7 protein-coding genes are annotated in these 12,848 nt (G+C 58.8%); 5 read left to right on the top strand and 2 right to left on the bottom strand.

The features are described 5' to 3' along the window. Positions 1-103: 103 nt before the first annotated feature. The gene (locus V1283_RS24755) at positions 104-1,477 is read right to left on the bottom strand and encodes a helix-turn-helix domain-containing protein (protein ID WP_334389117.1); all 1,374 of its coding nucleotides are present in this window, start codon (positions 1,475-1,477) and stop codon (positions 104-106) included. 415 nt (positions 1,478-1,892) lie between these two features. On the opposite strand from V1283_RS24755, the gene V1283_RS24750 reads away from it, so the two are divergent. Both V1283_RS24750 and V1283_RS24745 read left to right on the top strand, forming a co-directional pair. Then, entirely contained in the window at positions 1,893-2,726 is an 834-nt protein-coding gene (locus tag V1283_RS24750) for a sensor histidine kinase (RefSeq protein ID WP_334389116.1), read from the top strand. Positions 2,727-3,155: 429 nt separating this feature from the next. Next, positions 3,156-6,182 (top strand): PAS domain S-box protein, encoded by a 3,027-nt coding sequence (locus V1283_RS24745; RefSeq protein ID WP_334389115.1) that lies wholly within the window; start codon positions 3,156-3,158, stop codon positions 6,180-6,182. A gap of 94 nt (positions 6,183-6,276) precedes the next feature. On the opposite strand, the gene V1283_RS24740 is transcribed toward V1283_RS24745, so the two are convergent. Next, positions 6,277-6,924, bottom strand: a complete 648-nt coding sequence (locus V1283_RS24740) for a response regulator transcription factor (protein WP_334389114.1) — start codon at positions 6,922-6,924, stop codon at positions 6,277-6,279. A gap of 584 nt (positions 6,925-7,508) precedes the next feature. Here V1283_RS24740 and V1283_RS24735 point away from each other — a divergent pair. The 3 genes from V1283_RS24735 to V1283_RS24725 all read left to right on the top strand — a co-directional run bounded on the left by V1283_RS24735 (position 7,509) and on the right by V1283_RS24725 (position 12,519). Beyond that, complete coding sequence (locus tag V1283_RS24735) at positions 7,509-7,892, top strand: response regulator transcription factor (protein WP_334389112.1); 384 nt, start codon at positions 7,509-7,511, stop codon at positions 7,890-7,892. A gap of 492 nt (positions 7,893-8,384) precedes the next feature. Then, positions 8,385-11,099, top strand: coding sequence for an ATP-binding protein (locus V1283_RS24730; RefSeq protein ID WP_334389111.1), 2,715 nt, complete (start codon positions 8,385-8,387; stop codon positions 11,097-11,099). Positions 11,100-11,238: 139 nt separating this feature from the next. Beyond that, on the top strand, positions 11,239-12,519 hold the full coding sequence (locus tag V1283_RS24725; protein ID WP_334389110.1) for a threonine/serine ThrE exporter family protein: 1,281 nt from the start codon (positions 11,239-11,241) through the stop codon (positions 12,517-12,519). The last annotated feature ends 329 nt before the right edge of the window (positions 12,520-12,848 follow it).

The following is a 12,848-nucleotide window of genomic DNA, read 5'->3' as shown; positions in this document are numbered from 1 at the left end:
GATCGCCGGCGTCATGGCCGATCCAATCATGCCGGCAATTGGCTGCTGCGTTCGGTTTATTTGACGGCATGAGCGAGTGTATGTATCAAAAGCCCGTTTGTTTCTAGCGTTGCGACCACCGAAACTCTCGAGGAGTAGTACCTAGCTTATGACGGAAATGACGCGCTAGATGACCTTGGTCGAAGAAGCCCACGGCGAACGCAATTTCCGCTAACGGGAGACCCGTTTGGACCAACATCTCCTGGGCACGTTCGACTCGTTTTTGCGTGAGGTAGGCATGCGGCGTCACCCCGGCCGATTGTTTAAATTGTCGCGCAAAATGATGCATTGATAGTCCGGCGACTCCAGCCAGCATCGACAGATCGATACTTTCGCCCAAATGCACTTCCACGTATTCCCGCACCCGACGCATCGCGCCGGGCGACAATCCGCCCTGTGCTTGTAGGGCTGGCGGCAGCCTCGAAATATCGATCGAGCCCAGGCGAGGGCGCGTGTGCAGGTTGTAGTTCGTTGGACTGCTCGAGGCAGTCATTGGGTGATCGGGTGGAGTCACAAGCACTGGCCGACTGTCATCGCTGCCGGCGATCAGCAATCGCGTAGAGATATCGGTCCGGTTCTGGCGTCGGAAGAGGTCGATGTCTCGCTCGAAAATCGACCACAAGCTGGTACCGGCCTGGAGCCCGCGATCATCGAGCAGGAGGGACGTGCGCGCGGCCCGGTTTGCGCCGATGATGCGTTGGTTGCCGTCAATCGCCAGCAGCATGCCCGGAGCGCCTCCCTCCGGCGGCGCTACTGCGACGATCCACTCTCGACGGAACTGCTCACGAAAAAATCGCTCTTCTATTGCGCGCGCCGATCGTATGGTGAGCGCACCAGTCAACGCGTGCGCTCGTTCGGAGAGTTCAGGATCTATGGCGGAGACGTCCAGGACTGCTATCAGTCGGCCGTCCGCCGCGAACACCGGCGCACCAGAGCAGCTCAAGTTGATGTGTCGCGACCTAAAATGCTGGCTTCTGTGAACGGTGACAGGCCGCTCTTCGGCGATGACGGTGCCGATACCGTTTGTGCCCTCCACGTCCTCGGACCACACCCCGCCGAGCCAAGTTCCCCAATATTGGAACTGGCTTGCCAGCGCATCTTCACCACGATGCGCGACCGCGACGCCCGAGCTATCACAGAGCAAGACGGCATATCCCGCCTCACGAACCACGTTGTATAATTCATCCAGCTCTTCTTGGGCGCTGGAGATGAGCTTATCGAGCGGTTCGCGAAAATGTTTCAACTCAGCAGACGTGACGATGCGCGGCGCCTTGCTGTCGAGTGGATCGAGGCCGTGTTGTTTTGCCGATCTTTGCCAGGAGCTTGATACCGTTTGTATCCCCAGCGGAGGCGTGGCCCCCTCGGCAACCGAATAAACGTGTTCAGCGTGCCCCGCGATAGTGTCGAGCGAGCTTGCAGACCGCTCCGAGAGTCCCATCACTGCACCTGGTTTACTATGGACGCGCTCCTTGCGACGGCGCTGTCCAGTTTCCGACCGTGGCGAAACGCGCTGTTGCGGCGAACGGCGCCGCAGCGCCTCGAGGCACCGCGGACACCAAAAAGGCGTTGTCGATGCGGTATTATGATACTCCACCGGCTTGACGGAGCTGTTTCCGCCTATTTAGCAAAATGCGCGCAAATTGCCGATCCCGAAGTAGCCAGATTTGGACATTGAGCCCGACCCGTCTCTTGAAGGCGCGCAACAGGCCAAAATTCCACATGAAAAAAGCAAGGGCCTCCGGACCGGATCAAACCCCTCCAAGAGGAGATTGATCATTCGGAGGGATGTTTATGCCGCCGGACAGGCCTTCGCGCGGTCTCGTGCTCCGCCGAAGATGCAAAGGGAGAGCACCATGATCTACATTCGACATCTGGGCGCCGCGCAAGACGATACTAAAAAAGACTTTGATGCCGCACTAATCCGAACGCACGCCATGACGCTGGCCACCGAAGTCTTGCGCGAGGCGCAGGTCGATCTCGCGCACGTCGATCGGATCGCAACGATAGGACGGCTCACGGCCTCGATCGCCCCTGAAGTGACGCAGCGCATTGCAGCGATAGTCACCAACGCTCAGGCCGCTCGGCACTTTCTGGATCGTCGACCGCCGGACCTGGACGAGGTACGGGAAGCGCTCGATTGCATCGTGAGGGAGGCCTATCGAGCAAGCGACGTGATCTACCGGATCCGCGGCCTCCTCAAGGAGGCGCCGCCGAAGAGGGAGCGCGCGGAGATCAATGCAGCGATCCGCGACGTGATTGAGTTGACGCGTGGCGAGGCGACGAAAAACGGCGTATCAGTGCAGACGCGGTTCGCAGAGCCATCGCCGGTTGTCCAAGCAGATTGGGTGCAACTGCAGCAAGTAATCCTCAATTTGATTATCAACGCCGTCGAGGCAATGAGCGGCATGCGCGGAGGAGCACGCGAATTGCTGATCTGTACCGGGAAAGCGGAGTCAAACGGCGCGTTGGTGGCGGTAGGAGATTCGGGTCCGGGACTGGATCTGAAGAGTGTGGACCGCCTATTCGAGGCCTTCTACACTACCAAGGTGCAAGGCATGGGCATAGGTTTGGCCATCTGCCGTTCCATCATCGAAGCGCACGGTGGGCGACTGTGGGCGAGGGCGAACGCGCCCTGCGGCGCCATCTTTCAATTCACATTGCCTGCTCACACGGCTCGAGCATCGTGATGGGTGCTGAGACGGTCACGCGCCGACTTATGCCGGCCTAATCCCGGAAGCGGCGAGTGTTGCCACGAGGGACACGTCCGAGACGGGTCATTCACGACGGGGTCGGGCCGCCAGCGGGCATACTTCGTCGGTGCATTCTTCCTTGCACTTCGGCCTCGAAGGCCTGCCCAGAAGCGCTGGCGCAGCCGTTGCGCAAGGCCTCGGTTCAGCGGGTCCGCAAAAAGTTCTTGGTTGGGAGAGTTGGAAAACGTTAGTGTCGGTCTGGGCGTATCACTCCTTCAGTGGAGAAGAGGAGGCTTCGAACACCCCACGATACGCCGCCTTATCCCCTCATGCCGTCACCAACTTTCGCGCATTGCTCCTCGTTGGTCGGCTGGCTCACAAATGAGGCAAGCCATGGCGCATCGGGACCCTTCATCGCTAACACCCATGCCGACGATTCTCCGGTACGGCATTGCAATTCTGTCCGTAGCAATCGCAAATGGCTTGGCTTTCCTCGTACTGCGGTATTTCGAAGCTATTTTGACGCCGTTCCTGTTCGCAGTCGCTGTGACCGTTTGGTACGCTGGAACCGGGCCAGGTGTGCTCGCAATTGCCCTCTCAGTCATTAGCCTCAATTACTTCTTCCTACGTCCCTCTTTTTCCTTCAGCCCAATAAGCTCTGCCGATCTCGTCTATTTAACCTTTTGCATATTCTGCGCCTTGGGTGTCGGCTGGGTCAGCGCCGTGCGACGCCATGCAGAGCAAGAGCTTCGTCAGGCCCGTGACGAGCTCGAGGTCAAAGTGGTGGAACGAACCGCCGACTTACGGCGGAGCGAACGCTATTTAACCGAAACGCAGAAGCTGACCCACACCGGCAGTTGGGCATGGGACGCCCGTAGCCAGAAGGTGCTCTACTGCTCTGAGGAAATGTTTCGAATTTACGGATTGGATCCGCAGGAGGATTTACCGACCCGCAAGAACTTTCGGCAACGAGTCCATCCGGAGGATCGCAACAGGGTAGACGAGAGATTTGCGAGGGTGGTCAACGAAAAAGTTGACAGCTTCGACGAGTACAGGGTTCTGCTGCCTGACGGAACAGTTAAGCACGTCATTTCATCGGGGCACCCCGTTCTCGACGGGAACGGAGAGCTCATCGCGTTCATCGGCACTGCGACAGACGTAACAGAACGCAGGCGCGCCGAGGAGGCACTGCGGGACCGCGAAGCGAAGATCCGGCGCCTGGTCGACTCCAACATCATCGGAATCTTCATTACGGGCCTGGAAGGTCGGGTTCTTGAGGCCAATGACGCGTTTCTTCATCTAGTGGGACAGGAGCGGGACGATCTGGTTTCAGGCCGCATACGCTGGACGGACCTGACCCCACCGGAATGGCGCGAGCGCGACAAGCGCGCCCTGGCGGAACTTAACTCAAATACGATTGCTCGGCCGTACGAGAAGGAGTTTTTCCGAAAGGATGGCAGCCGCGTCCCCGTGCTGATTGGAGGCGCGCTGTTCGAAGAGGGTGGCAACGAAGGCGTCGCATTCGTGCTCGATTTGACAGAGCGCAAGTGCGCCGAAGAAGCGTTGCGGGAAAGCGAAGCGAAGATCAGACGCCTGGTCGATTCCAACATCATCGGGATTTTCGTCTGGGATTTCGACGGTCGCATTCTTGAGGCCAACGACGAATTCCTTCGCATGGTGAGCTATAATCGCGAAGAACTGTTTTCGGGCTGTATAAGGTGGGCGGACCTGACGCCGCCCGACTGGCGCGACAGGAATAACGCAAGGATCGAACAGCAAAAAAGCAGCGGTCGGTTCGAGCCGTTCGAAAAAGAATTCACGAGAAAAGACGGTAGCCGTGTGCCCATACTGATAGGTGGGGCAACATTTGAAGAGGGCGGTAACCAGGGCGTCGCGTTCGTGCTCGATCTGACGGAGCGCAAGCGGGCCGAACAAGCTCTGGTGCGAAGTGAAGCTTATTTAGCCGAAACGCAGAAGCTGACCCACACTGGCACCTGGGCATGGGACGCCCGCAGCCAGAAAGTGCTCTTCTGCTCCGAGGAAATGTTCCGAATTTACGGCTTGGATCCAGAGGTGGATCTACCGACCCGCAGGAACTTTCGGCAACGAGTTCATCCCGAGGATCGCAACAGGGTAGACGAAAGACAAGCGAGGGTGGTCAACGAAAAAGTTGGCAGCTTCGACGAGTTTAGGATTGTGCTGCCCGACGGCACAGTGAAGCACGTTAGTTCAACATGGCACACGTTCCTCGATGGGAACGGAGAGCTCATCGAATTGATAGGCACTGCGACAGACATAACAGAACGCAAGTACGCCGAGGAAGCATTGCGGGCAAGCGAGCGAAGTGCACGTTCAGCACTTGACGGGATCGCCGGTCTCGTTGCGATCATGACCCCGAACGGTGAAGTCGAAACCGTCAATCGCCAATGCGTCGAGTATTTTGGCCGACCGGTGGAAGAGCAGAAAGACTGGGTAACAACCGATATGGTGCATCCTGAAGACCTTCCTGATATGCTTGAGAATTTTAAGAGAGCGATAGTCTCCGAGATTCCCTACCACTTCGAACAACGTCTGCGCCGGTTCGACGGCGAATATCGGTGGTTTGAAACCCGCGGCGGCGCGGTTCGCGATGACACCGGGAGCATCGTGCGCTGGTACGTTCTATTGACGGACATTGAGGATCGCATACGAGCGCTGGCGCGATTGGCGCAGGCGCAACTAGAGCTCGCGCACGCGAACCGCGTCGCGACGATGGGCCAATTGACGGCCTCAATCACCCATGAAGTGAACCAGCCGATTACAGCGGCAGTCACATACGCGTTAGCCGCTCGGCGTTTCCTAAGCGCAGCGCCGCCGAACTTTCATGAGGTGGATGACGCGCTCTCTCGTATTGTCAAGGAGGGGAATCGCGCAGGCGAGGTCGTCGGGCGAATCCGCGCGCTCATCAAGAAGGCCCCCGCACGAAAAGACGCCGTAGAGATCAACGATGCTATCCTCGAGATTGTTGCTCTCACCCGTACCGAGGCCGCAGACAATAACGTCTCGGTGCGGACGCAGTTGGCGGAGGGCTTGCCGCATGTCCAGGGAGATCGAGTCCAGCTGCAACAGGTGCTAATTAACTTGATCATCAATGCCATCGAAGCGATGCGCGACGTCGGCGAAGAGGAGCGGGAAGTGCTCATCAGCACGCGTCGCGAACCGGATGGCGTGTCAGTCGAGGTGCAAGATTCAGGTCCGGGCTTCGCACCGGCGGATCTCGACCGGGTGTTCGAGGCGTTCTACACCACGAAATCGGACGGATTAGGGCTTGGGCTGTCGATCTGCCGGTCGATTATCGAAGCGCATGACGGACGATTGTGGGCGAGCCCGAACGTGCCACGTGGCGCCATCTTTGGCTTCATTGCGCCGGCTCATCCGGCCGCCCGCATCGTGAGTGGAGCGCCGCTTCATTGAAGACGTGGCAGACGTCGAGTCTGGCAGGCACCCTGACCCTCTAGGGTGATACGCGCAATCGGACCATTCGGGAGATGCAGGCTGAGCGTCCGCGCTAGGCAACGCGACCTGGGCTGCGCGGCTTTGTCAGCGGCAGTTGCAATTGGTCGGCCATGCGCGCCAGGTCAGGCAAGGACGATGCCCGCATTTTGCGCATTACCTGGCCACGATGAACTTTTACCGTGATCTCGCTTACGCCGAGGTCGGCTGCGATCTGCTTGTTTAGCCGCCCGCTCACCACGAACGCCATGACCTCGCGCTCCCGCGGCGTCAAAGTTTCGAAACGAACTTTTAATTCTGCGATAGTTCGTTCCTGCTCAAGCCGCGCTCGATCGCGAGCATGACCGAGCTGAATCGCATCAAGCAAATCCTGCTCCCGGAACGGCTTTGTCAGGAATTCGATTGCACCACCCTTCATCGCCTGCACCGACATTGGAATGTCACCATGTCCGGTAATGAAGATGATCGGCGGTTGTCTTTTGGCACCTGCCAGTTCGCGCTGCAGTTCGAGTCCGCTCTGACCGGGAAGCCGCACGTCAAGCACAAGGCAAGCGGGTCCTTCCGGCCGATCCGCTTCGAGAAATTCGCTCACCGAACCGAATAGGCTGACTAGAAACCCCGCCGATCGAAGCAGCTTGCCCAGGGAGTCTCGCACTCCGGGGTCATCGTCGATGACTATCACTGTTGGCGGTTGCTCTACCACATGTTCCTCGTTGACATGCGCGTTGGCCTTGCCCGTCTGGCAGGGAGCATAGCGAGATTATCGCGTAACCGATAGAGGGGATGACCAGCCCAATTCGGTTCCGACGGATCACGCCCATCGGCCAACGGGCCGGTTGAAGTCGGCCACGTTCTGCGACAGGCAGCTGGTTGCCCGCCAAAGTCGAACCGACCAAGCTGGCGGTGCGACCCTTGTATAGTGCGCACACTCCTATTTGGTACTCGATCCTTCCGATAGATCAATAGTGAGCGCCAATGCGTGCCGCTATGGTGAAGTTCTCCTCCCCCGAGGCCGACCACTCCCTAGGGCCTCCCTTGCCCCTCCAGCGCAGTCAAAGCTGGAGGGGTTTTTTGTGAGCTGACAGGGTTGGGTGATGTGAGGTCCATGCCTGTGACACAGCTCCCTCGGCTACACAACTTCCGACCCTCCGAAGCCAACCGTTGAGTTCCTATACAATTGTATAATCGAAGCACGTCGCGGCTGCGCCTAGGTTGGATAGGAAAGAGCCTCGCGGACGGCATCCGTCGCTCCGTTAAGAGCTGTCTCACGATTACCGGTCTTGCCAGGTGCCAAATAGCCGACCAATAGTTGCCATAGTCGATGACGACGAAGCGGTCGGAAACGCAATCGAAGTTTTGATGCGTTCGATGGGGTTGCTCGCCCGGGCATTTTTGTCGGGGGAGGAGTTTTTGCGGTCACCCGAACTCATCCGCACCGGCTGCCTGATTGTCGACTTCGACATGCCCAAGATGAATGGCCTTGATCTCCACAGCAAGCTGTCTCGATTGGGTAAAGAGATCCCCACCGTCCTGATAACGGCCTATCCGAGCGATGATATTCGTGCCCGCGCACTTGAAGCCGGGGTCATCTGCTATCTGCCCAAACCGTTTAATGAGAGCGATCTCCTGAATTGTATTCAGAGCGCCCTCGATTTGCGCAAAAGTAAATAGAGGCGCGTCTTTAGTTAGCCTACATTGCATCAATGTTCGCTGGGTCCGCGTTAGATCGCCTCCACTGACCGCCGGCGATGCAACTCAATTGACATCGGCATCGCAGAGGGCGTGGACATAAGATCAGTCCGTCATTTTGCGACGGATCTTTGTGCAATTGGCTCCAGCGGCTGGACGCGCAAGGCAGGACGGTCGTGCCGGCGCATGCTGCCCTTGCCCTTCGTTGTGGTCGCAGCGGTGCGAGTGCCGCCTTAACCCTCCGCGTTGAAGGTGATTGAGCTATACCAAGGTTTAGTTCCTCCTTTCCAAAGGTGTGGGAACGGCTACGAGCTTCGTTGTGGCCAACCTTACGCGCGCACAATTGCGGCATTTGCCGGCTGACGGTACTTATACGGGGTCGCGAAGCCCTTCATTCTTGGCTGACATATGTATGACACCGTAGTTCATAGGAAGCTGAGGTTCGGCCCTTTCGAACTTTCGATTGGCGAGAGGATGCTCCGGCGCGACAATGAAGTGCTTCCCCTCGGCGGCCGGGCACTAGATATTTTGATCTATCTTGCCGACCGCCCGGGTGAGGTCATTGCGAAGCAGGAGCTCATTGATCACGTCTGGCCGGACGTAACCGTAGAGGAGGGCAGCCTCCGGGTCCACATTGCCGCGGTTCGCAAGGCGCTTGCTGACGGCCAATTTGGCAACCGATACATCGCAAACGTCAAGGCCCGGGGCTACTCGTTCGTCGGCACCGTCGTCCCACTCGCAGGCAGTACTGAGAGCAGAAACGACAGGCCCCGGCTGCAAGGTAGGCTCGCGGCGCGACCGCCTGTGATGATTGACCGCGAATCGGTGCTCAGCGAAGTCAAGGACAACCTGCGAGTGAAGCGGTTCGTGACTCTGCTTGGCCCCGGTGGCATCGGCAAGACGACCATCGCTGTGGCCGCGGGCCACGCAATTGCCGAAGAGTTCGGCGGAGAAGTTTACTTTGTCGACCTGGGAAACCTTGCCGATCCGGATCTTGTTGTTCGGACCGTCGGGACCTCCTTGGGACTTGCCCTGAAATCGAACGATGAGAGCATTGAACTCGTTGATCTTATCCGTTCGAGACGACTGCTTATCATCCTCGATAATTGTGAGCACGTGATCAAGGCGACCGCTTTGTTGGCTGAACAGCTCTTTCAGGAAGTCGAACAAGTCCATCTCCTGACCACGAGTCGTGAATTGCTGAGGGTAGAGGGCGAACATTGCTGCCGCATCTTTCCCCTCGATTTCCCGCCAGCCGGTTCTGAGCAAACAGCGGATGTCGTGCTTTGCTATCCAGCCGTTCAGCTCTTTGTCGAGCGCGTGAAGGCAAGAGGCAGCAATTTCGTTCTCACCGACAGCGAGGCACCATTCGTCGCCGAGATGTGCCGAAGATTGGATGGTATACCGCTCGCGATCGAATTGGCCGCCGGCCCGGTGGCTGCGTTCGGCGTCAGGAGCACTGTCGCGCGTTTGGTATTTCGGCTGGAGTTGCTGAAGTTTGGCCATCGAACGGCGGTCCCCCGGCACCAGACGCTCAAGGCAACCCTGGATTGGAGCTACGATCTGCTGCCGGATATGGAGAGGATTGTCTTCAGACGAATTGCCAGGTTCGTCGATCATTTCGGCCTGGAAGGGGCGAGGTACGTCGCGGGCGAACAAGGCTCCGACCACGGAGAGATCTGTGACGCAATCGCGGGACTAGTCGAAAAGTCCTTGATTGCGGTCCAGCTTGACCAAGGGGAGCCACAATATCGATTACTGGACACGACGCGCGCATATGCCCTTGGGAAACTGGAGGAGCACGGCGAGTTCGACGCAATCTCCCGGCGGCATGCGGAATACGTCGCCCAACAGCTCCAATCGCAAAGAGAGATGCTATCGGCCCTGCCAAGGGCTGAAAGAGTTGCGGCCTATTCCGGGCAACTCAGCAACGTTCGTTTGGCGCTGGAATGGAGCTTTGGACCGCGCGGATACGAAGAGATCGCGACAAGACTTGCGGTCGCTTCAACGCAGCTGTTCATGGAACTGTCGCTGTTAATCGAATGGCAGAGCTGGGCAGAGCAGGGGATAGCCCGGCTGGAAGATAAGCATAAAAACTCTCGCGCGCTCGACGTTGCGCTCATGCAGCAGGACCTTGCCCGCGAATTCAGGCTTCTGAGTGGACTGTTCTTGTTTTCGAGTTGGACAACAGATATTCACCGCGCACTCGATGTCGCCGCACAAAGCCAAAAAGTGGCTTTGACAATTCAAGATCCCGACGACATGGCGCACGCTGAAACGATGCTGGGCGCCGCTAATCATTTGGCGGGAAATCATCTTCTTGCACAGAAGCATTTCGAAGCCGGACTGCGCCACGCGGTTTCCGGCTCGCGCTTGCACGCTGCACGCTATTTGTTTCATCACACCACCCTCTTGCTTGCCGGAATGGCGCGCTCTCTGTTGTACAGGGGGGTGCTGGACCAATCTCTGGACTACGCAAGACTTGCGATAGAAGAGGGAGAAAAATCCGAACTTTCAGCGACATTGTGCCGATCCCTGATCCTGGTTCTCCCCGTATATCTGGCACTTGAAGATTGGCAGAAGTCAGAGCAGTACATCGTGCAACTGACCGACGTCTCTGCAACTCACTCCCTAAATCCGCTACGTTCGATCGCGACTGGTTTGCGAGGACGGTGGCTGCTCCTTCAGGGCGATATTCGCGACGGTGTTCTGTTGTTGAAGAGGGCGTCGGAAGAACTTGAGACTCAACGTCACGAAATGCTCAATATGGATTTTGTCAGCGATCTCGGCGAGGGCCTTGCTGCGTTGGGCCAGCACGAGGAAGCGCTGACGCTGGTGATGAAGGCCCTCGACGTCCAGAAGCGCGGAGGAAAATTGTTGTTCGTGCCCGCTTTGTTGAGGGTGAAGGGCCTCATCCTGGCGTCCAGGTCGGCCGAGGACTATCCTGACGCAGAAAGAAGCTTGATGTCATCGATCGAGTGGTCAAGACGACAGTCCGCCAACCTGTTTGAATTGAAGTCGGCGATCGATCTTGCCGAGCTGTTGCTGTCACAGAAGCGAATGCCGGAGGCATACGGACATATCAGCGCGGCTCTTGACCAGACGTCAGATGAAATCGTCTCCCCGGTTCACGATCGCGCGCGACAAATCCTCAGCCGCCTTCAACCCGGCACCAGGGCCGCTGGCTAGAGCGACGTCGACCGGCGAGCCGTTCGCCGCAATTGCGTACAAATCCTTGCAATCATCTGCAAGCCCGCTTCCGGGACGCGGCGCATGCTGTGACACAAATGGTTACAGCAGGGCCGGATGCCATGAGTGATAACTCGTCATGATCAGCTTCATTCAACCATCATCGCCGCCTGAGCCCGGGCCACTGACACGCGAAGCGGCGCTGGACCCGATTGCGTTGGCGGCAGCGCTTTTGTTCGCTCACGGGCAGACCACGGAGCGGACTGTCATCGCCGCGGAACGGCTTGGGCGTGCTCTCGGTGTGCCGGTGACGGCGCTGCCATACTGGGGCCAGCTCACGGTTGAGATCGACGGCACAACGATGTCAAAGATCGTTCCCGTAAAGCCGCTCGGCGTCGATATGAGCAAGGTGCTTGCTGTCACGACCGTGGTGGATCAGCTCTGCGATGGCAAGCTGGAGGCTGGCGCCGCGCGGTCTGCAATCACGTTGGCAGGCTGCTCGACGCCGGCTTCGACGCTGCGCTTCACGCTGTTAGCGGCCGTTGGCGCGGCATCGCTCGGCGTCATTTTCGGCGCGGTCGATGCAATGAGCCTGCTGCTGATTGCGGCGAGCGCGGCGATCGGCGCGTTTGTGCGTCGATGGCTGTCGGGCTTCACCACCAATCCCTTTATCCAGCCGCTTTGCGCGGCCGCCATCGCCGGTGCCGTCGCCGGCGCTGCCGGCCGCCTGCAGGGGTCGGAGGCGATAACGCTAATCGCGTTCTGTCCCTGCATGGTGCTGGTGCCTGGCCCGCATCTCCTCAACGGCGCCATCGATCTCGCGCGCACGCGCATAGCGCTCGGCATCGCGCGCCTTGCCTATGCGGGCGTCCTCGTGCTGATGATCTGCGCCGGCCTCTGGTTCGGGCTCGTCGCCACCGGCGCAACTCTTCCGGCTGCCGGATCGTCGGCGCCGACGCCGCTGATCGCTGACGTGATCGCGGCAGGATGCGCCGTCGCCGCGTTCGGCACCTTCTTCTCGATGCCATGGCGCCTGCTGCCGATCCCGATCGTGGTCGGCATGTTTGCGCATGCGGTGCGCTGGGCCGTGATCTCGATGGCATCGGCAAATGCTGCAATCGGTGCTTTCGTCGCCTGCATCATCGTCAGCGTCATCGTCACGCCGGTCGCCGACCGTCTGCATCTGCCGTTCGCGGCGCTCGGCTTCTCCGCCGTTGTCTCGATGATGCCGGGCTTATTCCTGTTCCACGCCGCGAGCGCCCTGGTCGAGCTGGTCTCGATCGGGCCGCGCGCGCCGGCGGTCCTGCTGACGAGCGTCGCCGTGAACGGGACCATGGCGTTTCTAGTCATCCTGGCCATGACCCTGGGGCTGATCCTGCCGCGCCTGCTGTTCGAGCACTTTCTGCCCACGTCCGAATGAAACGCGGCAAGGATGTTCTATGGATCGCAACGCCGTTCAATATGCATCGGCCGCGCCGCGATACCAAGGATCGGGCGGGGGCTTCGTGGGCACGTCATCAGGTACACGATTGACGGACCCGGTTTCGCTTTGAGGGTTTTCGAATGGGTAAAGATAAATGGATGCGACTTGGGGTGAAAGCGCTTGCGCGCGTTGTTTGGCTATCATTGATGGCTTCGCCCGCTTCTGCGATCGCGCAAGGAACTCCGGAGGAGCAACGCGCCTGCACCCCCGACGTGCTTCGCCTTTGCAGTGCGTTCATCCCTGATGCGAACCAGATCACTGCCTGT

It is taken from the genome of Bradyrhizobium sp. AZCC 2262, from assembly GCF_036924535.1.
Classification (GTDB): domain Bacteria; phylum Pseudomonadota; class Alphaproteobacteria; order Rhizobiales; family Xanthobacteraceae; genus Bradyrhizobium.
The sequence above is the reverse complement of the archived record's forward strand: the minus strand, read 5'-3'. Positions and strand labels throughout refer to the sequence as shown.

Coding starts and splice junctions, on each gene's coding strand:
- V1283_RS24730 (WP_334389111.1), top strand. CDS start 8,385: ATGCTCCGGCGCGACAATGAAGTGCTTCCCCTCGGCGGCCGGGCACTA.
- V1283_RS24750 (WP_334389116.1), top strand. CDS start 1,893: ATGATCTACATTCGACATCTGGGCGCCGCGCAAGACGATACTAAAAAA.
- V1283_RS24755 (WP_334389117.1), bottom strand. CDS start 1,477: ATGGGACTCTCGGAGCGGTCTGCAAGCTCGCTCGACACTATCGCGGGG.
- V1283_RS24745 (WP_334389115.1), top strand. CDS start 3,156: ATGCCGACGATTCTCCGGTACGGCATTGCAATTCTGTCCGTAGCAATC.
- V1283_RS24725 (WP_334389110.1), top strand. CDS start 11,239: ATGATCAGCTTCATTCAACCATCATCGCCGCCTGAGCCCGGGCCACTG.